We start from the raw sequence: 23,506 nt of genomic DNA, 5'->3' as shown, positions 1-23,506 counted from the left end.
GTGGACTCTGGCCGTAGCCGACGTCCTGCTCATGGCGGGCGCAGCGCTGATCGCCGACCGGTCCGCGGGCCCCTGGCCGCGGACCGGCCCGGCGCCTGCAGCATGCTCACCGGAGCAAGTGGCGCGGGACTACGGCCAGCTGACGGCCGCGCAGATGCTCGGCGCCCTGGTCGGCCCACTCGGTGCGTGGCCTGCGCTGTTGCACGGCAGCACCCGCGCGGCGTGGTACGTCATGGCTGTCGGCGGGGCCGCCGCGGCGGCCCGTCGCGACGGCGCGGTCCCGCCACCTGACGGCACGCGGCATGCGGACCCGGCCGCGGCCCGGCCGTCCCTTCTCCGGACACCTCCCTCCGGCCGCGGCGTCACCACGCGGGCGGCTGTGCGAGCACCTGGAGCGTGCACGGCGTGTGCACATTGTTGAGTGTGTAGAGGAATCCTCGGGGCACGTAGGGTGCCTCCCCCACCCGCAGCCGCAGCTCCAGGGCGTGGTCCAGCACGGTGCTGCCGTGCGCGGGGGAGAACGGCTCGACCCGGCCGCCGCAGCTTCCGCGCACAGGCACGAGCACCAGATCCGTCTTCGCAGCGTTGTCGGCGCGCTGCGCGCCTTTGGGCAGCACGATGAACGAACTGACGACCTCGCAGCCCAGCAAGTCGCCCAGCGCGGTGGTCAGTTCGAGTGTCTCGGACACGACCACTTCCGGACCGTCCGGCCCCTCCATCCCGTCCGGGCCGGGTTCCGTGCTCCGGGCCGGCACGCCGCGTACCGCCGCCGTCACGGCGTCGATGCCGTCCGGCCAGACCAGCGCAGGGCTCCTGTCCCGGTGAACCGACAGACACAGGGCCAAGTCCCTGACGAACAGGTCCAGATCGGCTTCGCCCGCGACCGAGGCTGATTCGAAGTCCACGTCCCACTCCCGCTGCCCGTTGCGCCCGCGGTCCCGCGTGCCGTGGTACGTGGGGGCCGCCGACTGCGCTTCCCCGGCCCGTATGCGGGACGGCGCGGCGTCGAGGACGGACCGGTGCCCGCATTCGGCGTCGTTCGCGCGCGGACGGCCCGTCCTTCGTGCACGGAACATCCGGGAAGGACAGGTCTCCTGCTCTTCCACCACATGGCCGCGGGGATGAGCGGCGTCGTCGGACCGGTCCCATGCCTGCGGTGTGCGGGCAACTCTGTTGCACGGGGCGTGTGTTGCGGCAGTCCCGAATTCACGGTACCCGACGGGTGGCGGCCCGTCGCCGCGTCCGTGGTAAGCGACGGGGCGCCGGCAGAAGGGGCTCAGTCGGCCGGCGCGGCGCCCGCAGCCTCCTCGTCGAGCAGCCCTTGCTGTGCCGCGAGCGCGGCACTCGCGCCCTCGGTGAACTCCCGGAAGACGCGGAAGGCTTCGGGCCGCATCGTGGCCAGCCTGCCGGTCCGACCTGTCCTGCCGGTCCGTCAGGTCGGGCGGCCCAGGGAGGTCGGGCAGGCGGTGAACTCACCGCGCTGGTGCACCGGGAACCAGTTCGGGCATCGGCGGCATATCGTGCGGGGCGGCCGGGGCGTCGGTCAGCGCCTGCTGAACCCCGACGAGAGCAACCGCCTCTTCGTGTACGAGTACGACCGCGGCAGCGCCCTGCGCCCGGCCCTCGGCGATCTGCTCGCCCGGCGGCCCGCGTCACGTGGTTCCGTGACCGCGTGGGCGTGACCGAATGGGCGTGACCGGGCAAGCGTGACCGGATATTGGTGACTTGGGAGTTCCGTCCGAACGGCGCAGGATCTCGTCCGGAAATGGATTGCGGTCGGTTCGGGGTCGGCAGGTGAAATTCCCACTCGGTGCCGAGGAATACGAGCGAGCATGGGATGAGGTGGTCGGGGTCGAGCGGCAGGTAGGCCGCCCCGGCCGGCGCATCTCGTAGTGCATCTCGCACCAGGCAGGTGCCCGAGGACCACGGCGTAGGGGAACGCCACCGGGACACCGGACGCCGCCCAGGCACCGAGGTGCTCCAGGACGGCGCCGGTCGGCGCCGCGTCCGATGAGAGGAGCGCCGGCGAGGCCCGTAGCAGTCGGCCGCCGGAATCCTCGATGACCTGGCGCGCTCCTCTACCAGGAGCTTCTCTACGTCCGCACACCATTCCCAGCCTCAACCACTCACTAGTAAAGGCGGGTTGGTAAGAAGAGAGGTGAGGGATGCATCCGCTGGGCGAGAACTACGAGGCGCACGCTCGTTACTTCGCGAGCCGGCTGCGGCTGCGGAAACTTCGAGCCCTCTGCCAGAGGCCGGCCGCTAGTGTGCTCGGCTGGTCGGACGTGTCGTTGTGATGTCGGATTCAGGACAAGTCGATCGGGCCAGTGCGGTCGATGAAGCGTCCCGAGCCGGCGCCGGGCTCTTCGGTTGCGAGGCGGACGATCGCGTCGGTGCCTTCGGTGACGGACTGGGGGCCGCTGTGGCCGTTGAGATCGGTTGCCGTGTAGCCGGGATCAGCGGCATTGACGCGAATGTCCTTCAGCCCCTTGGCGTACTGGGTGGTCAACATGGTGAGGGCCGCCTTTGAGGCGGTGTACAGAGGTGCGACGACGGAGGACTCGGTCCGCGACGGGTCGTGGGTGATGGCGAGCGACCCCATTCCGCTGCTGACGTTGATGATGACCGGGTCGGGCGACCGGCGTAGCAGCGGGAGGAAGGCGGTGGTCGTCCGGACCACGCCGAAGAGGTTGACATCGAAGACGCTGAGAGCGTCTGCGCCGGTCAGGTCGCCGGGATCGCCGTGCGGACCATGAACGCCGGCGTTATTGATCAGAACATCGATCACGCCTTCGTGTGCGGCGACGTCGGTCGCCGCGGCGGCAACGGAGGCGTCGTCGGTGACATCGATACGGACGAATCGCGCGCCCAGGGTGGCGGCGGCCGCAGCGCCCCTTCCCGGATCGCGGGCTCCCATGATCACAGTGTGACCGAGTTCGATGAGGCGGCGGGCGGTCTCGTAGCCGAGTCCCTTGTTGGCTCCGGTGATGAACGTGGTGGTCATGCATCGATCGTCCACACCGCACCGGCGCCCTGCCAGGGACGCTCTGACCGTAGGAACGGCAGTACCACGATCGAGGAGGAGTGGGGCAGGATGGACGACATGGCGACGAAAGAGGCGGTTGGACTCGGCGCGACGATCCGCGCCTGGCGAGAGCGGCTGTCCCCGTCGACCGTGGGGCTGCCGTCAGGCCGGACACGCCGCGCGAGCGGGCTGCGCCGCGAGGAACTCGCCGAACGCGCCGGTGTATCGGTCGATTACGTGGTGCGCCTGGAACAGGGGCGGGCCACGGCACCTTCGGCACAGGTGGTCGCCTCCCTCACCCGCGCCCTGCGACTGACCACCCCCGAGCGTGACCATCTCTATCGCATGGCTGGGCTGGTCTCCCCGAACGACGACCCGATCCCGGATCGCATCCCGCCGGGCGTTCACCGCGTACTGAACCGGCTCGGAGACGTCGCGGTCGCCGTGTTCGCCGCGGACTGGCAGATGATCTGGTGGAACCCTGGGTGGGCGGCGCTTCTCGGCGACCCGTCGACCTCGCCACCGGAACTGCGCAACTTCGCCCGTGAGAGATTCCCGATCGGTTCCGACGACGTGCGCATCGCATCGTGGCCGGTGTTCGTTGAGAACAGCGACGGCTCAGACCTCGCTATCGTGTCCGACCTACGCCGCGCCACCGGTCGCTTTCCCCATGACGCGCGCCTTGCCGAGCTGATCCAGGTGCTCACCGCAGGCAATCCAACATTTGCCCGGCTGTGGGCAAGCGGCACGGTGGCCGCACACCGCGAGGACCGCAAGACGATCGAGCATCCCAAGGTCGGGCTCGTAGAAGTGGACTGCGATGTCCTGACCGACGGCGATTCCGACCTCAAGATCGTGATCTTGACTGCATTGCCCGGCAGTGCGGACGAGGCCAAGTTGAGGCTCGCTATGGCTGCCGACACAGACAGCGCACCCGCGCCAACCTTCTGACCGCGGCCCACACCCGCATCACCGTCGACCAGGCCTGTCGCGGTGCACGGGTCATCGCCGATGACGGCTATCAAGGCATGGCCTTCTCATCCGGCCCCGCCGTCGAGGCCAAGAGCGCCTGAGCGTGCGGCAGGAGGCGGCGAACGCCGTGCCCCGCCCTGCACCGCCGGCCTCGGGCCCGGCCAGAACACGCGCCGTTGTTCCTCGGCATGCCGCGGAGCCGCTCCTTCGACGTTCTCGTCGAGCCAGTCGTCGCCCCAGGCCGCAAGGTTCCCCGGCCTGGGAGGGGGATTCGGACCGGACACCGATCACCCCACCCGATGTCACCGGCCTACAAGGGTGACCGGAAATGAGGGAACTGACGAAGAGTGTCGGTACGTAGGCAGCCGACGCCAATCCATCCGGCACGCCGTGCCCGCGCCGCCTCGACCGTGGCGGCGAAGGGGCGGCAGGGCTCTCGGGTGCCCGAGCTGTCGGGGCCGCCGCCCCCTTTCCAGGTGGGTTGCGGTCGCGGCAAGGCCAGGAACGTCGCGATGGGTACGGGGCCGCCGCGGCCGATCAGCGGGCCGTGCCGAAGTCCTGCGTCCAGTAGCTGCCCGGTTGCGCCAGGCCGACGCCGATCTCCTTGAAACCGCAGTCCAGGATATTGCGCTTGTGGCCGGGGCTGGACATCCAGCCTGCCATGACCTGCTCGGGGGTGGAGTATCCGTACGCGACGTTCTCGCCGTAGGAACTCCAGATGTAGCCGGCACGCGTGATCCGTGTGCCCGGATCCGAACCGTCGGAGCCCGTGTGCGACATGTTCTGGTGGCTTGCCATGTCCGCGCTGTGATCCTGGGCGGCCTTCGAAAGCTTCGCGTTCAGGGTCAATGAGGAGCAGCCGACCTTGCTGCGCTCGCTGTTGACCAGGGCCACGATGCGAGCCACGGCGCCGGATGCCGGGGCCGCGGAGCCGGAGGCGCTCGGGGCGACGGCGGTGGGCGTCTTGGGCGCGGTGGGTGCCGTCGAGGCGGGCGCGGTGGGTGCCTGCGAAGCCGGCGCGGTGGGTGCCGTCGAGGCGGGCGCGGGGGCTGCCTGCGAAGCCGGCGCTGAGGGCTGCGAGGTCCACTCGCGGCCCTTCCACTGCTCCTGCAAAGACGCGCTCTTCCAGTGCTTCCAGTGACCGGAAGGGTAGGACTCGGCGTCCTGGGCGCCCGGATCGCTCCAACAGGCCATGGCGGCGGTCGGTATTGCCAGCGCGCTCAGCACGACGGCAGCGACGGTTATCTGCCGGTGCCGCGTCTTCCTGCGGTGCTTCCTCATGTGGACCTCGCTCGGTCGTCGCGGGTGCGTCTCCGGTGGGGTCGGCTCGGCACGGATGCCGTGCCTGAGCTGCGGTGACGCCTTCTGAGGCCGCCATTGTTAAAACCTGTGTGAGCGAGCGGCAACGAGCGCCGCTACTACCTGGCCTCGTAGTCCTCGAACGCCCTTGAATCGGGCGCATGGGTGTGCTGGCCCGGCTCACCGGAGCGCGGCAAGGCCTGGCGCTCCGTCAGGAGGGCCCAGGTGCCCGGCGGACGGCGTGAAGGGACCGAGTGGGGCGCGTGCCATCGGAACATGTGCGCCGTATGTCTGTTTCCGGGCGGCAAGTCTGCCTATATCGCCCGGGCGGCATGTACTACCCAACGGCGTTGATGCAAGAAGTCGGCGTGATGGATGTCACTGCGAGCCGCCGCAACCATTTGCCGGCCGAGGCGGCGAAGCTGCCTGCGACCCGGCCGCACGGCCCTCCCACAGCGCTGGATGCCTGCGCCGTCAGTCCCACAAAACGTCACGAATTGGTCAGTTGGCGTGTTTCCCCGCATGCCGCCGCAGCCGGCCGTACGCCTGCGCAGCCCCAGCTCACACCCTCGCCGCTGCGCAAAATGAGACGGAAGCCTGAGCGGACGCGGAGCAACGGGCATTCACGGGGGGCACGTTGCCGAGGCCAGGGCCGGACTGCCGTGCCGGCAGGGTGTACCGGAGGCCGGGTACGAGACCCGTGACCGGGTCGAGCGCTTCGCGGCCGCCGCACTCGTTCGTGCGGACATCGCCCCCGTCCTCGCGCACCGCCTCCTGAGGCCCCTGGCGTCACACCCTCGGCGATGTCTACACCTGTACAGGCTGTGCGGTGCCCACCCGGCGCCGGGATGCCGGCAAGACATGCGCAACGACATCACAACGCTCACCCGTGCCCTTCCCCCAAACACGCAGCGAATGCCGCGATCAAAAGTTCCGGCACAGCGTCCAGCACCCCGTCGCTCCCCAGGCGCCGGCGCCACGTTCCTTTCGGCGCGCAGGACGAACTTCAAGCGGCCCGGCCGCGCCGTCGGCGGGCGAGGACCCTATTGCACTCCCAGACGCGTTCGAGGTCGCGGGCCTGCGGCTGGGCGCTTGCGACGATGGCGAGCCGCATGCCTCAGGAGCGCGTGAAGGCTCCTCGGCTACGGACAGCGCAGCGACCAGGCGGCGAACACTACCCATCGGTCACAAAACAGCCACACCACCCCCACATAGCCTTCACGTGGCGCATGATGCACCCTCAGCACCCGTCAGTCCCGGGGGAACCATGCACGCCCGCACAGCCATCTGCGTCCTTCTGCTGCTCGTCGCCACCGCTTGCTCCGGCCCCGGCCACACCACCGAGGCGGGCGCCAAGCCGAAGCAGGTCGCAGCCAAGCCCACCCCCGCCACCCGCACCGAGGCGCTCAAGATCGGCGCCGGACACCACTGGAGCGACACCGACACCGACGGCAGCCGCATCAGCGGCACCACGACCGTCATGGGCTACACCCAGCCGGCCAAGGACATCGGCCTTCCCGACGACGTCTCCGACTTCCCGCACCCCGCGTGGGCCACCCTCGACGTCAAACTCTGCGCCGACCCCACCAGCACCACGGTGATGTCTTCCCAGAAGCCCTGGTCCCTCGGCTTCCCCAACTCCACCCGCATCCAAGCCCCTCTGCTCAGCGGAACCGGCGTACCCAAACCCGAATACCCCACCTACAGCGCCGCCGTGAAGCCCGGCTCATGCCTCCGAGGGAAGATCACGTTCTCCGTTGAACGGGGCACCCGCCCCGACCAGGTGATCTACGCAGTCGAAGGCCGCGACCCCGTCGAGTGGGCCGTCCCGACGGCGTAACAACGCAGTGAGCGCCACAGGTTCTTCAGTAGCGGCTTGGCCCGCTCGATGGTGTCACCTGGCTGAACGGCGCCGCCCTCAAGACGCAGCGGCAACGCGCACAGGCAGGTGATCTTCGCGGTCACGGCGCGGACATCGTCGAGGACTCCGTCCGGGACCAGCATGGTCGGTCAGCGCGTAACGGCAGTCGCAGGCACTGCGGTTGACACCTATGTAGCAGTTCCGAAGATCGTCGTAACGTTGGCGCTCGCCTTCCCACCGCTTGGCCGGCCCGGCAGCGCGTTGGATCAGACGGCCCGGTGCCAGGGTTCCGCCGACACTGCGACACCGACCACCGTCGCGTCACCAACGTGCCGGGACAGCGAGCCAGGCACCTCACGCCCTGTTTCCGTTGGTGTTGGTGTTGGTGTTGGTGTTGATGTCGGTGTGGTGAGGTGCGCGCCACGTTGGCGCGGTGGGGGTCTCGGGTGCCGTTCACGCCTCCACGGACACCGGCTCCCCGCGGGGCCTGCGACCCGAACGCGCGGACAGTGTCGGCAGACGTTTGCGCTGTCGACAGCGCCGCCGGTCCCCTGCGCGTACAAGCCAAGGCGGTGGGGCGGGGTACGCAATTCATGAGACGCGCCGCCCCAGTTCGTACACATTTCATCATAAAGCGTGTGTTATTCAGTCATGCACACACATACGCGGCGCACCGTGCTGGGTGCCTCGATCATGGCCGCCGGCTCCGGAGTCCTGGCGGCCTGTTCAGGGTCCGGCTCACGCCCGGGCACGGGCACTCACGCGGAGGCCGGCCCCCATGCCGGTCCCGCCCCGCACCCGGCGGCCCCTCCGCACTCGGGGCCCGGACCGCATTCGGGGCCGATGGCCGCCGGCCACGGCGGCGCCTTCATCCCCCAGGGGCCCCGGGGATATGTGAACCCTTCCGATCCCGAGGTCGTCGCTGCCGAGAAGGAACGCGGGTCCGGGCCGCTGCGCAGGTTCAGGCTGACGGCCACCGAGACGTCCCTCGACCTGGGCGGAGAGACCGTCAGAACATGGGCGTACGACGGCATGCTGCCCGGCAGGCAGGTGCGGATCACTGCGGGTGACGTCCTAGACCTCACGCTCGCCAACCATCTGCCGGTGGCGACATCGCTGCACTCGCACGGTGTCCGTATGCGCTGCGACATGGACGGTGTGCCGGGCCTGACCCAGGAGGCCGTCAGACCGGGCGCGGACTTCACCTACCGCTTCGCCGTGGCGCACCCGGGCACGTACTGGCTGCATTCCCACTCGGGTCTGCAGCTCGACCGCGGCCTGTACGCCCCGCTGATCGTCGAGGATCCCAAAGAGCCGTTGTCCTACGACAAGGAGTGGGTCATCGTCCTGGACGACTGGGTGGACGGTGTGGCGGGCTCCACTCCCGACAGGGTGCTCGCGCAGCTGCACCACGGCAAGGGCGCGCCGATGGACATGGACTCCGGCATGGGCATGGACGAGGGCGCAGCGCGTGACGGCGCCGACCACGACATGTCCGCCGGAGGGCACGCGTCCGACCCGGACGAGTGGGCCGGCCCCTCCCGCGTTCTGCGGGACTCCCACAGCCGCATGCTGCACAGCGCGGGCGGTAACGTCGACTACCCCCACTATCTGATCAACGGCCGCCTCCCCCACGCGCCTTCGGTTTTCCGGGCCCGCCCCGGCGACCGCATCAGGCTGCGGATCATCAACGCCGGGGGCGACACGGCCTTCCGGGTGGCCCTGGGCGGCCACGAGATGACAGTGACGCACACGGACGGCTACGCGGTCGAGCACACCCAGACGGACGCGCTGCTGCTCGGCATGGCCGAACGCTATGACGTACTGATCACCGCCAAGGACGGGGTGTTCCCGCTCACCGCGCTGGCCGAGGGCAAGCACGCGAGAGCGCTGGCAGTCCTGCGCACCGGCAGCGGGGCCCTCCCCCGGCCTTCAGCGCATCCGCCGGAGCTCGACGGGCGGATCGTGCCGGCCCGACGGCTCGTGCCGGACGAATCCGTAGCCCTGTGCCACCGCGAGCCGGAGCGCGAGCTGCGCATCAAACTGACCGGCGGCATGAGGCGGTTCAACTGGGGCTTCGACCACCGGCCCTATTCCGTCAAACAGCGTCACCCCATCCGAGAGGGTGAGCGGGTCCGCCTGACCCTCATCAACGCCACCGACATGTGGCACCCCGTGCATCTGCACGGCCACACCTTCGCTCTCAGGGGCCAAGGCGCGGCCGGAGCCCGCAAAGACACCGCCTTCGTACTGCCGCACCGCAAACTCGTCGTCGACTTCAACGCCGACAACCCGGGCCTGTGGATGCTCCACTGCCACAACCAGTACCACTCCGAATCCGGCATGATGACCATCCTCGGCTACCGGAACTGACGAGGCACCGCCCCGCCGGCCCCGTCTCCCCCGCGAAGAGCAGGTGGATAAGCGGGCCATCGCCGAACGGTCGCACCACGTGGTCGCGGGCGTGGTGGCGAGGGCCGCCGTGACGGCTTTTCAGCCGGGGACTGGGGAGCGTCACGCTCGAAAACGAGAACCACCCAAAGATCTGTCTCGACAGGGCCACCTCCGCGCGCGGATCCCGTGGGCTGTGACGGCGATATATGTGCTGGACGGCACCCAGGTCAGGACGCTGGAGGACTTCTGGCGAGTCATCGGTGAGGCGATCAATGGTCCTGGGGGTTACTTCGGCAGGAACCTCGATGCTTTCGCTGATTGCCTCGGCGGAGGATTCGGGGCGCCTGACGACAGTGATTACGTGGGCAAGTGGCGCGACCACGAGGCGTCTCGTGAACATCTGGGATACCCAGAGACAGCTCGCCAGCTGGAACTTCGTCTCGCGCGATGCCACCCCACGAGCCGCCCTACTGTCAGCGCGGACCTGACTGCAACGCGTCAGGAGCGGGGGCCGACCGTCTTCGACTGGCTGATCGAGATCTTCGAGGATCGTGCCCCCGGCGTCCTGCGGCTTCAGTAACCAGGAATGCCTGGTCCTCATCGCTCCGACAGAAGGTCCTCGTCGATGTGGTCGGCGAGATAGATCAATGTCGCCTCGAGGTGCATGCCGAAGGCCGCGCCGACGAGCTTGTTCCTTTGGTGACCATCACATGCGGGTGATTGGTTCGCCGTCCCTCGCAGTGAGCCAGACACCGCTGCAGCACCGTCCAGAAGGCGGAGTCCAAGGGAACCAGATGGGGCCGCTTGCCGTTCGACTCCTACGCGGTCGGGTCCCGGGTCGGACTGATCAGAGCGATGCGCTGGGAGCTCGCGAAACGGCGCAGTAGCGACGACTGGCTCGCCCGGACCGCGAGAGCGTGGCGCCAGACGGGCACGGGCGCGCTCCGCCAGAGGGACCGCCAGTCGCTCAAGCACCGTTTGCAGACCGCTCGTTCGCCTGCCGCGCCGGAAGGTCAGCCCGAGACCTGCTCGGCGAACGTCCTCTGCGCGCATGCGCGTTCGCGACAGCGGAACCGACGGACCAGTAACTTGATCATCGCGGGATGGTCGCCGAGCGCGCTGTTCGCGAGCAGACGTAGGTATGGACTCTGCGCCCGGGACGACCACCGTCCCGCAAGCAGGACACCCGCCCCGCCCGGCGGATCCGCGAGCGCGCACAACGACCAACTCGCCGTCCGCTGCGACACTTGCGATCAGAACCCCGTCGACCTGGTGGATCCACAGGTCCGGACAAGGACCCTGGCGGCCTCACGGCCCGTTACCCGGCGGCCTGTTCACCGACGCGGCACCCTTCGACGCTCCTCGAAACGTTTGTCCATGTGTGTCCGCGCAAGGAACCATCTTGCTCACCGGATCCATCACGCACAGGGGGAACAATGACACTACGCAAAGCCGCGGCGCTCATCCTGGCGTCTCTGGCACTCGTCACCGGCGGTCTCGCAAGCTCAGCATCCGCCGCGCCGTCGGGCGGGAACGACAACTCACAGGCGACCGTCGAAGGCATTGATGGTGTACCGGCCAGGGGCGACGGCGGGGACTGCTCCTACGGGCGGCTCTGTCTCTACACCCAGCCGAACTTCAAGGGCACTCGCTTCGACCTCTACGTCTGCCGCGACTACCGACTGGCCCAGTGGAACGGGTACGGATCGGCCTGGAACAACCAGACGGTCGGAACAGTCGCCGCATTCAAGAACAGCACCTTCACCGTCATCGGCAGCATTCCCGGACGAGAGGTGAACGGCACGATCCACGGATACTCCAACTACAACTTCTCGCCTGTCTGGTACGCGTACAACTGCTGACCCGGCACAGGCTGGACCGGGCCACCGTGCCGGGCCAGCGCCCTCGTCCGGCCCCGGCGTCAACCCGCCGAGGCCGGACGAGGGCGACGGCTTGTCCCCTGCGGGCTACGCGAGGCAGCGAACCGGCTCTCTCCACGAGCGGGTCAGCTCCGGTCGGAACGTGCGCAGCTCTGTCTGGCCCGCCTCTGTCGGGGAAATCCCGAGCAGGAGCAGCGCCGGCTGTGCCAGGCGGCAGACGCTGACCTCGCCGCCGCAACCGATACACACACCGATGCGGCCAAGAGAACCGCGGACCGTGATTCCCGTCTCGACGCCATGATGTGGCTCGCGATCCGGATCGGTCCTTTGCGGTGTGCAGGTCTCGACACGCGGATCAGGTGATGGGGGAACGGCTTTGCAGGTGGGTCGATCTCCATCGACTCTCGCGTAAGGCGGCGCGCCGGGCACGCCGGGCCGGGCCGGGGCGGCGTGCGGGGTTAACGTCGGCGGCATGGACGGTGATCGCCGAGGGTGGCGCCAGTGTTTGCTCAGCGGGGCGGTGTTCGCCGTGTGCATGGCCGGCACCACGCTGCCGACTCCCCTCTACGGCCTCTACCAGGAGAAGTTCGGCTTCTCCGAGCTGACGGTCACCGTCGTGTACGCCGTGTACGCCTTCGGGGTCATCGGCGCACTGCTGCTGGCGGGCAACGCCTCGGACGCCGTGGGCAGGCGTCCGGTGCTGCTGTGGGGCCTGGGCTTCGCGGCGGCGAGCGCCGTCTGCTTCCTGTGCGCCACCGGGCTGGGCTGGCTGTACGCGGGGCGGCTGCTGTCGGGACTGTCCGCCGGTCTGTTCACCGGGGCTGCCACGGCGTACGTGATGGACTTGGCACCGTACGGCGGCGCCTCCCGGGCAACGTTCGTGGCGACGGCCGCCAACATGGGCGGGCTGGGCTGCGGTCCGCTGCTCGCCGGAGTGCTCGCCCAGTACGCTCCCTGGCCGCTGTACCTGCCGTTCGCCGTGCACCTCACCCTGGTGGCCTGCTCGGCCGCTGTTCTGCTGTGGCTTCCGGAGACCGTACGGGAGCGGGGGTCGCTGCGCACCGTACGACCGCAACGGCCCAGCCTGCCCACGCAGGTGCGGGCGGTGTTCGGGCCGGCGGCGATCGCCTCGTTCGTGGGGTTCGCCTTGTTCGGGGTGTTCACGTCGGTCAGCCCGTCGTTCCTCGCACAGTCCCTGAACGTGCACAACCACGCCGTGAGCGGGCTGGTCGTCGCGCTGGCCTTCTTCGCCTCGACCGCCGGGCAGTTGACCGTCGGCCGGGTCGGGGTGGGGCGATCGCTGCCACTGGGCTGTGCCGGACTCCTCGCCGGGCTGGCGCTGCTCGCGGGCGCGCTGCGGTGGGACCTGCTGTCGCTGGTGGTGCTGAGCGCGATCGTCGGCGGGAGCGGGCAGGGGCTGGCGTTTCGCGGGGCGCTGTCCGCGGTGGCCGAGGCGTCCCCCGCGGACCGGCGCGCGGCGGTGATCTCCACGCTGTTCGTGGTGGCATACGCGGGTATCTCCGTGCCCGTGATCGGGGTAGGGGTACTGGTGGGCCCGATCGGCCTGGAGGGCGCGGGGCTGGTGTTCATCGCGTGCATGGCCGTCCTGGTCTCGACCGCGGCCGTCTACCTGCTCCGGCGGCCGGTACCGGCGAGGACATGAGCGCGTGGGGACGCCGTGACCCTGCACTCCTGTTTCGGATTCGGCCCTTACCCGGACGGGCTGCCGCGCGGGGTTCGGCGTGAGGTGGCCGCGGCATGACCATCAAGAACCGCCGCCTCACCAGCGGATCGGAAACGTCGCAGCTCATCCCACCGGCCGCTCGATCACAATTCGGCGGGGCGCTTCCACCAGACGAAGACCTCGGTGCTCGGCTGGCGTTCGGAGAACCGGCCTGATGGGGAGACCTCCCGCAGCAGGTGACGCAGGTCTGCTTCGAACTCGTGGCGGCGCGTGCCGAACAGGCGTGGAGCCGAGTACGACATCGAGAACACCCCTGCGACGACATCGTCACTCGTGCGTTCCAGTGCCTGCCCGCCCAGCACGACATGGCGCTGGGGACCGGAGAATCCCGCCCGGGTGAGCACCGCGGCCTCACCGCCGGGTGTTCCCTGGGGCAGCACCCCGCGGCCGGCTCGCCTGACCGGTCCCAGATATTGCCTGACCAGCTCGTCCATTCCGGCAAAGGGCACCGCCGGATACGGAAGACCGTCGACGGATCGGGTCTCCGTCTTCAAGTCCGAGATGTGCACCAGCGCCCCGCCGGGAAGGAGCATGTCCCTGATGGTTGCCGCCACCAAGTCGCGATCCATCCAATGGAAGGACTGGCCGAAGGTCGCGACGGTGAAAGTCCCAAGACCTGCGGGCAGATCCTCGGCCCGGGCCCGCACCCACCGCATCTTCCCGGTCACGCCATGCTCGGCGGCCCCGCGCCCCGCTTCAGCGATCATTCCGCTGTCCGGGTCCACGCCGACGACCTCGCTGAACAAATGCGCCAGACTCAGGGCAAGGGTGCCCGGTCCACATCCCACGTCGACGAGGCGCCCTCGCCCATCGAGCTCCAGGACCTCAGCGAGCACATCCGCCAGCCCGGCGGCATAAGGCAGCCTCCCACACTGGTAGTAGGCAGCCGTGCCCGCGAACAACGTGTCATCCCACTCCCAGTTGTCAACCACACCCACCACTCTTCACAGCATTGCGCGCCTACTCAGCGGCCCGATGATTCCACGGCTTGATGGTTGAGGCACTGGAGGCCTGCCATGTGCCTGAGGGCGCCCAGTCAGGTCCTGTCGGGCTGAGGCCGCAAGCCCGACGAACCCGCCCCCACTCCGGCATGATGAAGGGCAATCCGGCCGGCGTCATCGGCTCCCCGGACTCCATCGCCCAGGCCGCCGCATACCTCGCAGCCGACGAAGCCGCCTTCGTCCACGGCGCTGTCCTCGACGCGGACGGAGGCCGCAGCACGCCGCCGTAATCGCGCCCTGAGGCTTGCCTCCACGCGCCGGGCGGCGGCAAGCGTCGGCCATCCAGCGGCCCAAGCACGTCCGAACCCCAGGTGGTGAACCGACGCGTCGCATCGGCCGCCCGGACGTGAGCATCCTGCCGGCGGCAGAGCCTGGCCTGCGTCGTCCGCCGTGGCCGCAGCGCGTCCCGCCGCGGCGCGGAGGCGTGGCAGCTCGGCCGCCGTCACCACCGATGATTACTTGCCGAGCCGCGCAAGTGGCCGCCGCGGACAGTCCGTTCGAGACTGTCCGGCGTGAAGTGCTGGTTCGGCGGCAGCTGTGGCCATTGCCCGCCTGCAGGCGGTGGCATCCCGCGAAGTGGTGTGGCGATGCGGAGTTCATGACTGTGCAGGTCAACGGGGCGGCGCAGCCGCCTCCGTGACGAATCGTGCTGCTGTCGCCTGCGAGCAGCACGGACAGCCTGGACGCCGTGGCCGTGCACACCCTCCTGAAGTGCTCGCATTGACCGAGCGAGCCGATGCACTACTTCATCTGGCCTGGCGCGATTCAGGCGTTCCTACCAAGCCACCGGCAGCTCCAGCGGAAAGCGCCGGATCGTCTCCGTGTCCCACCGCACTTCCTCCGGCGGCACAGCAAGCCGCAGCCCGGGGAAGCGCTCCAAGAGGCGCCCGATCGCCACTTCGAGCTCCGCCATGGCCAAGGGCACCGCGATGCACCGGTGTCCGCCCCAGCCGAACGTCATGTGCGGCTGGTACGGCCGGTTCGGGTCGAGGGCATGCGAGTCCGGGAAGCGCTCCGGGTCACGGTTGGCCGTCAGATACGACACGTGGACGAAGTCGCCCTCCCGGATCCGTACGCCATCCAGCTCCACGTCCTCAAGGGCCACCCGGGGGATACCGACCCCCTTGCGGAACGAGATGTGGCGGAGCATCTCCTGCAGTACGTCAGTCAGCGTCTCCGGCCGGCGCCTGAGGTGTTCCCTCAGCTCGGGACGTGTCAGGAGCAGGTACGTGATGTTGCTGATCTGGCAGGTCGCCGTGTCTTGGCCGCTGAGCGCCAGCATCAGTGCCATGACCGCCAGTTCCTTGTCGTCAAGCTGTTCCTCACCTTCACGCGCTGCGGCCATCGCGCTGATGAGGTCCGGGCCGGGTGAGGTCCGGCGCTGTTCGACGAGCTTGGCGAAGTAGGCCGTCAGATCGACCTTGGCACTCCCCGCGGCCTCCTTGTTGCCCGCACCGACGACGAGCAGTTGGTGCACGGACTCCTGGATCCGGGGCCATTCCTCCCGTTCGATGCCGAGAAGGTCCAGGATGGTGTGCTGGGGGAGCATGTTGGAGAGGTGCTGGACCACATCCGCCGGCGGGCCCTCTTTCTCCATGTCGTCCAGCAGGAGATCCGCAAGCCGGATGATCCGGTGCCGCATGCCGTCGACTTGCTGCTGGGTGAAGGCCTGCGAGGCCAGGTGGCGGACACGGCTGCTGTGCGGCGGGTCCATCACGTTGATCGATTCGGGCGAGACGATGGGCTCCGGCGTCATCCGGGGGTAGTCCCGGCCGATGATGCCCGCCCGGCTGAACCGGTGGTCGGTGGTCACCTGCTTCACGGAGTCGAAGCCGGTGATCAGCCAGGCGTCCGCATCACCGTAGGGAAGCCGGATGCGTGCGGGGGAATCGCGGTGCATGAGGTCCGCGAGCGCAGGGTCGAACTCCAGGGCTTCGCTGAAGTCGAACGGGCAGATGGTTGTCTCGTTGTCCGCGGTCATCAGCCGGCTCCTCCGGGCATGGGTACGACGTTGGTGGTGTCCACGGCCCGGCGAATGGCCGTGGCAAGCCTGACGGCATCGCCGACGGCCCAGTAGTGGACGAAGAACAGGCGTGGTTCGTCGGTGAGGTTGTGGTGGTGCACCTCGACAAGTTCGACGCCACCGCGCCGCAGGGCCACGAGGGCGGGCTGGACCTCCTTGGCGATCATGACCAGGTCACCGCTGAGGGCGGCCCTTCCGCCGCCGAGCGGCTGGAAGTTGACGGAGGTGGTGGCGCCCAGTCCCGGAGGCAGGATCACAGGGCCGTCGGTCACGGTCTCGCGGCGGACATAGGTGCTCTTGTAGATCTCGCCGTCGGTGGCGCCCTTGACGCCCATGGCGGCGTCGATCGCGGCGGTGTCCAGGTCGACGGGCGGCGAGGAGGTGGTGGGTTCGGCGGGCGGGGTGCCGGTGCAGTCGAATGCGGCGCGCAGACCGCGGGCGACAGCGACCGGATCGTGGCCGTGGGCGTGCAGATGAACCCACCAGACATCCGGCTCGTGGGCGAGCAGGTGCTTGTGGATGGCGGTCTGCATGATCCCGTGCTCCTGCAGAACGTCGGTGAACGGCTGCAGTTCGCGCTCGGTGACCACGGCGTCGCCCATCAAAAGCGTGCTGTGGTCTGCGTACCGGACGAAGGACATGTGCGTGCCCAGGGCGAGCGCGGGGTTGATCCGGATGCCGCGGGAGAAGACCGTGAGGTCCCGGCGCGGCAAGCCCGTGTGGTACATGAACCGCCTCATGTCACCGGGTCGGCCGAGACCTTCGCCCACGTCCGCCCAGTCCGCCAGCTTGGTCATCACCGGTTCGACCAGGGCGCGGTCCTCCGGTCCGGCGGACAGGGCGCGGGCCCCGGCGGGCACACCGGTGAGTACGGGCGCAAGGGCGGCCGCGGCCAGCACTCGGCGCCGGGACGCGGTGAGTCGGGAGCGGGTGTCCTGCTGTCGCTCGTCAGCCATGTCATATGCCTCCTGGCGCGATGGAAGCACGAGAGACCACGTGGACCGCTGATCGGCACAGTTACATCCCGCCAGGTGGGCTAGTAACTGGCTGCCGCCCTTGGACGGCAGCCGTACCGCAGCTCGGCGCGCGAGCCATCGAGGCCATCCCAACCAGCGTCTGCCGGACCACGCCGTGGCGGCCGACGGGTGACGCCTCGCCGAGTGGTGTGGTCATGCGGACCGCGCGGCTCCGCTCAGGATCGTGGCGGAAGATGCCTTCCGTACGCGGTCTGCCGGTCCTGAACGGCGGCTGCGGGTGGGCAGGCGGGTGTGGATGTACTCGTGACGGAGGGATCGAAAGGTTCCCAGTCGGTCACTGCCAGATCTGCGACCGATGGAGGCTGCCAGCGCTGTCCACGCCAGCGCAACTGCTGCTCACAGGGCAGGGAGGAGAGGTCGGAGATGGCCATGACCTCTGCAGGCAGGTCCACTAGTCACCATTCCGAACCGCTCTGTCACGACGCCTCCGTCGCACTTCGACGGCGCCCGCGACTGCAGCCCCGCCATCTCCCCCTGCCGCTCGCCACAACACCCGCAGGTGCCACTCCCGTCTACGACACCAGGCACCGATCCCCTACGCACAGCCCGGCGCGGAGTCGGCCGCGGACGCGGCGGCGCGGACGAGTGCCGCCGTGGCCGTCGAACGGGACTGCTGCGGCCAGGCGATGGCGAGGACAGCGGGCGGTGCGTCCGGGACCGGCAGGTAGACGACACCCGGGCGCGGATAGCGGGCGGCGATGGAGGCCGGCAGCAGGGGTATGACGCCGCCCAGTCCGACGCGCGTGAGGAGTTGGGCGAGGTCACGGCTCTCGCTGCGGATCTCGTCGAGGAACCGGTGCAGGTCGCCGGGGCGCAGGCCGAGGTCGGCGAGGGCCAGCCGGTCCCGGGCGGCGAGCGGGTGGGTAGCGGCGACGGCCGCGACGCGCGGTTCGACGGCCAGCGTCTCGGTGTCCAGGCCGGTGTGGTCGAACGGCTCGTGGACCAGGGCCGCATCGGCTTCACCCCTGCGCAGGAGCCGCGGCTGTTCGTGCCAGCCGCACAGCCGGACGGCGACCGGTACGGCAGCCGGATCGGACGCAAAGCGCGCCAGGATGGCCTCCAGCAGTCCCCCGTCCCCGTCGGCCTTGACGGCCAGGACCAGCTGCGGCTCCGGGGCGGCCGCGCGCTGGGCCCGCCGCCATGCGGCCTGGAGGGCGTCCAGGGCGAACCAGGCCTCCGCGAGGAGCACCGTTCGGGCTGGGGTCAGGGCCACGCTGTGGGTGGTCCGCTCGAAGAGGATGACGCCCAGTGCGGTCTTTGTTGGCCTTGGGTGCGGGCCGGCGGTAGGACTCCAAAGCATCCGCAGCACCCATCTCAGCGCACCGCGGCCACTGTCGCGCCGCAAGGCGCAGGAGGGCCACTTCTCTCGCCAGCACCCCTCGCTGGCCCCCGGACACGCTTGCGGGCAGGTTCAGTTGGAGCCTGACATGCCGACTGTTCGGCACGGTGCTCCTGGTGCCCTGCACCACCCGGTCGCCGGGCTGCTCACCCAACGACCGCACGCTCACCTCCTATTGGGGCACAGTGCAGCGGCACCGGGCCGGTGCGTTCCTCCGGCGGGCAAAGCCCCGGCTTCCGGCGGCTTTGCCAGCTCTTTACAACCTGTCGTGGTGCTGCCTCGTCTCTCCGCTCGATCAGTAACGCAGCCCGCCCTGTTCACCGAGCGGGCGGACCGACGAAAGAGAGCGATTCATGCGCCGAACTGTCCTCAGCGTCATGGCACTGGCATGCACCGCCGTGGCAGCGAGCACGGTGCCCGCGTTCGCCGACGGGACGTCCTCGACCCCTACCAGGCACCCGAGCGCCACCGCCTCAGCGGCGCCGGCCACCACCGCCCCGACTCCGGAACCGTCCACTACGGCCGCCCCAACTGCGGCGCCGTCCGGCACCACCGCACCCGCTCAAAGCGCCACACCGACCCGCGCGCCGGCCCCGAGCCAGGTCCCCGTCGTACCGAAGGGAGCGCCCGACACCGGTGTGACGTCGGCGCCGAAGCAGTCCGCAGCCGACAGCGGGCTGATCGGCGGAGGCGCTGCCGCAGTGGCCGGCGTGGGCGGTGCGGCGGTCTATCTCGTACGTCGCCGGCGGGCGACCGGGGCATGACCTCGCCCTCTCGGCGGGCGTTCGTCACCGCGGCGATGGCCTCGTTGCTCGTGAGCTGCGGCGGCCATCGGGCGGGTCAGGCCGCGACCGCACGCCCCAGCAGCACGCCACCGCCCGCGCGGGGCTCCGCGAAGGCGGCGCGTGCCGTGGGGCGTTCGGTCCCGATGAGGCTGCAGATCCCGGCCCTCGGGGTCGACACCCCGGTCATGCAGTTGGGGCTGGCGGCGGACGGCAGCGTGCAGGTACCCCCGGTCACGGCACACGACCGGGCGGGCTGGTATCGGAACTCGCCGACGCCGGGGCAGACCGGCCCGTCGGTGATCCTCGGCCATGTCACCGTCGGCGCGTACGGCGACGGGGTCTTCCGTCACCTCGCACGGTTGCATCGGGGCGAGGTGATCGTCACGCGCCTGGCCAACGGAACGAGGGCGGAGTTCACCGTCACCGCCGTACGGACGGTCGCCAAGGCGCACTTCCCGGCGGACGCGGTCTACGGGAACGTACAGCGTCCGGAGCTGCGGCTCATCACGTGCGGCGGGCCCCGTACCAGTGACGGCTATCTCGACAACGTGATCGTCTTCGCCGCGCTGAGCTCCGCCGGCCCCTGACCCGCCACCCGGTCACGGATCCCGGGCCGGTGGACCCTGAGCCCGCCGGTCCGGAATCCTTCCCCCCGAGTGCCTCACGACCCTGGAGAGTGTTGAAACGGTCCCGCGAGAAGGCAGCGTCCGAGCTGTTCGCCGCCCTCTACCCGCGCCTCGCCGGCTGGTGCCGCCGCTTGGTCGACGACGACGAGACGGCCCACGAGATCGCCTCGGAGGCGTTCACTCGGCTCTGGGCCCGCTGGACTTCCGTGGCCGAGCCCAGGGGCTTCCTCTACGTCACCGCCGCCAACCTCGTGCGGGACCACTGGCGCAAACTCGAACGCGAGCGCAAAGCCGTACACCGTGCCACCGCCGAAGTGGCCGTGCGTCCGCACGCAGAACAGGCCGACCCCTCCGTCGGTCTGCTCGTGCAGTCACTGCCCGAACGACTGCGCGTCCCCATCCTGCTCCACTACTACGCTGACATGCCGATCCGGGAGGTGTCCGTACTGACCGGGCGCAAGGAAGGAACCATCAAGGCCGACCTCCACGCGGCCCGCGAACTGCTCCGCGCCCACCTGAGGAGAAGCCTTGATCACACACTCTGACGACGGCCCGGACTTCGAACCCGACGACCCTCTCGCCCTCATCCTGCGGCCCCCCTCCGACTACCTCGGCCCACCCCCCGGCCGATACGAGGCCATTCGCCGCGGCGCGGCCCGCCGCCGACTTCTGCGCACCGCGGCCGGAGCCGGCCTCGCCTGCGCCGTCGCCGCCCTCATCGCACTGCCACTCCACACGGCGATGCCCAAGGCACCCACCTCCCCGACAGTCCCCCTCGCCCCGCCGCCCGCGAGCAGCCCTTCCACCGCGCCCACCGCGTCGGCATCATCCCAGCCCGTCAGCCCCCGACCCAGCACAAGCCCCTCCACTCCCCGCTCCGCCACCCCGACCGGCCCAGCCCTCTCCACCCACCCATCCACCGCCACGCCGACCTCGCAAGCCGCTCAGCCCACGGCGGTTCAAAGCGGAGCCACCGCCGCACCCTCAAGCACCACCCGCCCGTAGAACACGATCCACATGGTCACGGCTGCGGCAACGCGCCCAGCGCAGGGCGCGTCACGTTGACCCTGCTGGCGAACCAGCGTCTCGACGGTGACGGCCCGGGCGATGAAACACGGGCGGTCCACCCGTATTTCATGCTTCGCGCGCGGGTGCGTGCTCGCCCAGCCCCCACGGAAGTCGTACGCCGAGGGCAGAGCTTGTCGAGTCCATCGCGGGCCCCCAGCACATGCGTGAACCTATACGCCGAGCGCTACTTCACCACCGTTGCCCTGCCCCCCGCCGGAGCCTCCTGCGGGCAGGACACCCCGCCCTTCAGTAACAGCAACAACAACAGGCCATCGGGCGCCGTACATGCCGGCACCGGCAGCCAGTCACACCCCCTCACGACCATCGCCGGGGCGGCAGTCCTCTGCTGGCACGTCGCCGCAGCCTGGACCAGATGCCTTCGACCGGGTGAGGTCGGGTGCGTAGGAGGGCAACTGGTAGACAGTGAGCCATGCGTGCCCGGCGAGATCTGGTCCGGCCAGCCGTGCGCGACCGGGCCCTCGTCCAGCTCCCGCTCCAGGACGGCGAACAGTGCATCGCACAGAGTCGCCGGAATCCGCGGCCCCGCTCTTCGGCCCTGGTTGGGTGCGGGCTCACCCCAGCAGGCGGATGGAGCCGCCTGATAGTCGAGCTCCAGAGGCGCTGGGGCGTCAGGCTATGCCGACGACCAGCAGGACGAATGCTGCGACGATGACACCGACGCGTACGTAGTGGAACCGGTCCCAGCGGCCAATCTGCTGCTTCCAATCCTCTGGAACGCTGTCATGGCTCCACTGGGCGACGCGGGAGTTGATCGGGACGAGCACGGCGATCGACATCAGCACGCTCAGGACGAGCAGGGCGGTGGCCGTGGCGACAAGCCCCGCCCCCGTGTCGCCCCACGCCATGGCCGCCCAGATCGCACCGAGCACGACCGAGCCGATGTACCAGAACGGCATCACCTTGCCGAGGACGCGGGCTCCGTCGCTGCGGGCCGCGAGGCCGCCGTCGTTCGGAAGCCGGTCCAAGATCGGGTTGACGAAGACCGCCACCGCGAACTCCACGCCCACCAACAGGCCGACGACCACGACCGTGACGACGGCTAGTGCGTTCTGCATGTCCCCTCCGAGGGCTCCCGGCTCCTTTTCTAGCATCGCTAGATCGTGAATCGATGCTAGCCCCGAGAGTGCTCGCATGTCTGGCATCGCTAGGGCCGTAAGCGGTCTGACTCTCATCACGCCTGCAGGCGCCGCGAAATGGCGCCGCGACTCAGCCACGCCCAGGCAGGCGGCGCCACACCGGTTGCCCTCAACGCCTGCCAAGGGCAATCACCTGGACGTACCCCCGAGAGCACTCGATCGGTCGAGGGGGGCGCCCTCAGCCCTGCCTCATCGTCGGGCGTTCCTCTCGCGCAGCCAGCCCTCGAATTCGGCGGCGACGATGCGCTCGTCATGCACGGCGGCCGCGTCGTCAGACGCCAGCCAGACAATGGGCGGGCCCATCACCGCGGGCTCCAGGAACACCTGGCCGTCGGGCACGGCGTCGGGGGGCAGCATCCCCGTGACGGTCGCGCCCCCAGGCAGCAGCAGGTTGACCGTGATGCCCGTGTCCCGCAGGTCGGCCGCCATGATCCGGGACAACGCCTCGCTGCCGGCTCGCGACGGCCCGTAGGGGACGAACCCGGCTCGCTGCATGGTCGAATGGCTCACCGAGATGTTGACGATGCGACCGCCACCGGCGGCCAGCATCCGCGGCGTGACCTCGCGCGCCACCATGAAGTAGCCGGTCAGATTGGTCTCTATCACGGCACGGAAGCCGCCGACCGGCACGTCCCAGAAGCCCTGCGGATGCGTCATGAAGCGGGCGTTGACCGTGCGCATGCCGATCCCGGCATTGTTCACCAGCATGTCGATTCCGCCCAGCCGCGACCACGTCTCGTCGACCGCCCTGGCCACCGACGACTCGTCCCGCACATCGAGCTCGACGCCGACCGCGTTCGGCAGCCCGGCAGCGACCACCTTCGCACGCTCACCGGAGCGGCCGGTCAGCGCCACCGTCGCGCCCGCCGTGGCCAGGGCGGACGCCATGGCGAGCCCCAGCCCGCTCGTCCCGCCCGTCACGAACACTCTCACCGGATCACCACCGCGCCACAAACCGCCCACCCGCATTCACCGGCCATCGGCAACGTCGAAGCACTCATGACCACAACGCTAGGATTGAGAGCACGCTCGAAGTCAAGCTGCGGCCGATACGCTGGAGCGCTCACTCCGACTGGCAGGCAGACCCGGGCATCGCTGAGGCCGCAAGCCGCACCGCGCTCAACATCCACACCCACGCCACCTGCGCGGCGCCGCCCGCGACAACACCGGAACCAGAACACCATCTGCACGAACTGCGGACCACCGGGATGCCGCGCCGGCCCTCAACTCCTTCGCAAGCGAGCTCTGTTGTCGAAACGGGCGGTGACCGCACCACAGAAGTCGGCCTCCCGCGT

Annotated in this window: 19 protein-coding genes and 2 pseudogenes; 12 read left to right on the top strand and 9 right to left on the bottom strand. The window is 69.5% G+C overall.

Annotated elements, in window-relative coordinates; translation table 11 throughout:
- Window positions 1–362: 362 nt before the first annotated feature.
- The gene (locus AB0D27_RS18005; protein WP_362509059.1) at window positions 363–1,076 is read right to left on the bottom strand and encodes a hypothetical protein; all 714 of its coding nucleotides are present in this window, start codon (window positions 1,074–1,076) and stop codon (window positions 363–365) included.
- A gap of 390 nt (window positions 1,077–1,466) precedes the next feature.
- On the opposite strand from AB0D27_RS18005, the gene AB0D27_RS18000 reads away from it, so the two are divergent.
- Entirely contained in the window at window positions 1,467–1,682 is a 216-nt protein-coding gene (locus AB0D27_RS18000; protein WP_362509056.1) for a hypothetical protein, read from the top strand.
- Window positions 1,683–2,305: 623 nt separating this feature from the next.
- Here AB0D27_RS18000 and AB0D27_RS17995 read toward each other — a convergent pair.
- Window positions 2,306–3,004, bottom strand: coding sequence for an SDR family NAD(P)-dependent oxidoreductase (locus tag AB0D27_RS17995; RefSeq protein WP_362509053.1), 699 nt, complete (start codon window positions 3,002–3,004; stop codon window positions 2,306–2,308).
- Window positions 3,005–3,094: 90 nt separating this feature from the next.
- Between AB0D27_RS17995 and AB0D27_RS17990 the strand changes: the two genes are divergently transcribed.
- On the top strand, window positions 3,095–3,976 hold the full coding sequence (locus AB0D27_RS17990) for a helix-turn-helix transcriptional regulator (RefSeq protein ID WP_362509050.1): 882 nt from the start codon (window positions 3,095–3,097) through the stop codon (window positions 3,974–3,976).
- Between the two features lie 558 nt (window positions 3,977–4,534).
- On the opposite strand, the gene AB0D27_RS17985 is transcribed toward AB0D27_RS17990, so the two are convergent.
- Window positions 4,535–5,278 carry a CAP domain-containing protein gene (locus tag AB0D27_RS17985; protein WP_362509047.1) on the bottom strand — a complete coding sequence of 248 codons (744 nt, stop codon included), beginning with the start codon at window positions 5,276–5,278 and terminating at the stop codon, window positions 4,535–4,537.
- A 1,285-nt stretch (window positions 5,279–6,563) separates the two neighbouring features.
- On the opposite strand from AB0D27_RS17985, the gene AB0D27_RS17980 reads away from it, so the two are divergent.
- From AB0D27_RS17980 to AB0D27_RS17960, 5 genes are all read left to right on the top strand, one after another.
- Window positions 6,564–7,136 (top strand): hypothetical protein, encoded by a 573-nt coding sequence (locus AB0D27_RS17980; protein WP_362509044.1) that lies wholly within the window; start codon window positions 6,564–6,566, stop codon window positions 7,134–7,136.
- A gap of 672 nt (window positions 7,137–7,808) precedes the next feature.
- Window positions 7,809–9,530, top strand: a complete 1,722-nt coding sequence (locus AB0D27_RS17975; RefSeq protein WP_362509041.1) for a multicopper oxidase family protein — start codon at window positions 7,809–7,811, stop codon at window positions 9,528–9,530.
- A 214-nt stretch (window positions 9,531–9,744) separates the two neighbouring features.
- A complete protein-coding gene (locus tag AB0D27_RS17970; protein ID WP_362509038.1) occupies window positions 9,745–10,131 on the top strand; it encodes a barstar family protein in 387 nt (128 codons plus the stop codon).
- 856 nt (window positions 10,132–10,987) lie between these two features.
- The gene (locus tag AB0D27_RS17965) at window positions 10,988–11,413 is read left to right on the top strand and encodes a peptidase inhibitor family I36 protein (RefSeq protein ID WP_362509036.1); all 426 of its coding nucleotides are present in this window, start codon (window positions 10,988–10,990) and stop codon (window positions 11,411–11,413) included.
- Between the two features lie 490 nt (window positions 11,414–11,903).
- Window positions 11,904–13,094, top strand: coding sequence for an MFS transporter (locus AB0D27_RS17960; RefSeq protein ID WP_362509033.1), 1,191 nt, complete (start codon window positions 11,904–11,906; stop codon window positions 13,092–13,094).
- Between the two features lie 164 nt (window positions 13,095–13,258).
- Here AB0D27_RS17960 and AB0D27_RS17955 read toward each other — a convergent pair whose 3' ends face one another.
- A complete protein-coding gene (locus tag AB0D27_RS17955; RefSeq protein ID WP_362509030.1) occupies window positions 13,259–14,107 on the bottom strand; it encodes a class I SAM-dependent methyltransferase in 849 nt (282 codons plus the stop codon).
- 146 nt (window positions 14,108–14,253) lie between these two features.
- On the opposite strand from AB0D27_RS17955, the pseudogene AB0D27_RS17950 reads away from it, so the two are divergent.
- Window positions 14,254–14,406: pseudogene (locus tag AB0D27_RS17950) on the top strand (SDR family oxidoreductase); the annotation flags it as partial.
- Between the two features lie 545 nt (window positions 14,407–14,951).
- Here the strand turns inward: AB0D27_RS17950 and AB0D27_RS17945 are convergent.
- From AB0D27_RS17945 to AB0D27_RS17935, 3 genes and pseudogenes are all read right to left on the bottom strand, one after another.
- A complete protein-coding gene (locus AB0D27_RS17945; RefSeq protein ID WP_362509027.1) occupies window positions 14,952–16,157 on the bottom strand; it encodes a cytochrome P450 in 1,206 nt (401 codons plus the stop codon).
- Window positions 16,157–17,155 carry a DUF1259 domain-containing protein gene (locus tag AB0D27_RS17940; protein ID WP_362509024.1) on the bottom strand — a complete coding sequence of 333 codons (999 nt, stop codon included), beginning with the start codon at window positions 17,153–17,155 and terminating at the stop codon, window positions 16,157–16,159. Before AB0D27_RS17940 ends, AB0D27_RS17945 begins: the two co-directional genes overlap by 1 nt.
- A gap of 616 nt (window positions 17,156–17,771) precedes the next feature.
- Window positions 17,772–18,485 (bottom strand): annotated as a pseudogene (locus AB0D27_RS17935) (LysR substrate-binding domain-containing protein); the annotation flags it as partial.
- Window positions 18,486–18,928: 443 nt separating this feature from the next.
- On the opposite strand from AB0D27_RS17935, the gene AB0D27_RS17930 reads away from it, so the two are divergent.
- The 4 genes from AB0D27_RS17930 to AB0D27_RS17915 all read left to right on the top strand — a co-directional run bounded on the left by AB0D27_RS17930 (window position 18,929) and on the right by AB0D27_RS17915 (window position 20,991).
- Window positions 18,929–19,339 (top strand): sortase-dependent protein, encoded by a 411-nt coding sequence (locus AB0D27_RS17930; protein ID WP_362509021.1) that lies wholly within the window; start codon window positions 18,929–18,931, stop codon window positions 19,337–19,339.
- Window positions 19,336–19,947, top strand: a complete 612-nt coding sequence (locus AB0D27_RS17925; protein WP_362509018.1) for a class F sortase — start codon at window positions 19,336–19,338, stop codon at window positions 19,945–19,947. The genes AB0D27_RS17930 and AB0D27_RS17925 overlap by 4 nt, the downstream gene beginning before the upstream one ends.
- A gap of 92 nt (window positions 19,948–20,039) precedes the next feature.
- A complete protein-coding gene (locus tag AB0D27_RS17920; RefSeq protein ID WP_362509015.1) occupies window positions 20,040–20,531 on the top strand; it encodes an RNA polymerase sigma factor in 492 nt (163 codons plus the stop codon).
- Window positions 20,515–20,991, top strand: coding sequence for a hypothetical protein (locus AB0D27_RS17915; protein WP_362509012.1), 477 nt, complete (start codon window positions 20,515–20,517; stop codon window positions 20,989–20,991). The genes AB0D27_RS17920 and AB0D27_RS17915 overlap by 17 nt, the downstream gene beginning before the upstream one ends.
- Before the next feature lie 692 nt (window positions 20,992–21,683).
- On the opposite strand, the gene AB0D27_RS17910 is transcribed toward AB0D27_RS17915, so the two are convergent.
- Window positions 21,684–22,130, bottom strand: a complete 447-nt coding sequence (locus tag AB0D27_RS17910) for a DUF1772 domain-containing protein (protein ID WP_362509009.1) — start codon at window positions 22,128–22,130, stop codon at window positions 21,684–21,686.
- Window positions 22,131–22,400: 270 nt separating this feature from the next.
- Window positions 22,401–23,144, bottom strand: a complete 744-nt coding sequence (locus AB0D27_RS17905; protein ID WP_362509006.1) for an SDR family oxidoreductase — start codon at window positions 23,142–23,144, stop codon at window positions 22,401–22,403.
- Window positions 23,145–23,506: the final 362 nt, after the last annotated feature.

This window comes from Streptomyces sp. NPDC048415 (genome assembly GCF_040651675.1).
Classification (GTDB): domain Bacteria; phylum Actinomycetota; class Actinomycetes; order Streptomycetales; family Streptomycetaceae; genus Streptomyces.
Note: the sequence above shows the minus strand (reverse complement) of the source record. Positions and strands in the feature narration are given on the sequence as shown.

Excerpts from the sequence above, each read along its gene's own strand:
- AB0D27_RS18005 (WP_362509059.1), bottom strand. The coding sequence starts at position 1,076 with ATGTTCCGTGCACGAAGGACGGGCCGTCCGCGCGCGAACGACGCCGAA.
- AB0D27_RS17995 (WP_362509053.1), bottom strand. The coding sequence starts at position 3,004 with ATGACCACCACGTTCATCACCGGAGCCAACAAGGGACTCGGCTACGAG.
- AB0D27_RS17990 (WP_362509050.1), top strand. The coding sequence starts at position 3,095 with ATGGACGACATGGCGACGAAAGAGGCGGTTGGACTCGGCGCGACGATC.
- AB0D27_RS17985 (WP_362509047.1), bottom strand. The coding sequence starts at position 5,278 with ATGAGGAAGCACCGCAGGAAGACGCGGCACCGGCAGATAACCGTCGCT.
- AB0D27_RS17980 (WP_362509044.1), top strand. The coding sequence starts at position 6,564 with ATGCACGCCCGCACAGCCATCTGCGTCCTTCTGCTGCTCGTCGCCACC.
- AB0D27_RS17975 (WP_362509041.1), top strand. The coding sequence starts at position 7,809 with ATGCACACACATACGCGGCGCACCGTGCTGGGTGCCTCGATCATGGCC.
- AB0D27_RS17965 (WP_362509036.1), top strand. The coding sequence starts at position 10,988 with ATGACACTACGCAAAGCCGCGGCGCTCATCCTGGCGTCTCTGGCACTC.
- AB0D27_RS17960 (WP_362509033.1), top strand. The coding sequence starts at position 11,904 with ATGGACGGTGATCGCCGAGGGTGGCGCCAGTGTTTGCTCAGCGGGGCG.
- AB0D27_RS17945 (WP_362509027.1), bottom strand. The coding sequence starts at position 16,157 with ATGACCGCGGACAACGAGACAACCATCTGCCCGTTCGACTTCAGCGAA.
- AB0D27_RS17940 (WP_362509024.1), bottom strand. The coding sequence starts at position 17,155 with ATGGCTGACGAGCGACAGCAGGACACCCGCTCCCGACTCACCGCGTCC.
- AB0D27_RS17930 (WP_362509021.1), top strand. The coding sequence starts at position 18,929 with ATGCGCCGAACTGTCCTCAGCGTCATGGCACTGGCATGCACCGCCGTG.
- AB0D27_RS17925 (WP_362509018.1), top strand. The coding sequence starts at position 19,336 with ATGACCTCGCCCTCTCGGCGGGCGTTCGTCACCGCGGCGATGGCCTCG.
- AB0D27_RS17910 (WP_362509009.1), bottom strand. The coding sequence starts at position 22,130 with ATGCAGAACGCACTAGCCGTCGTCACGGTCGTGGTCGTCGGCCTGTTG.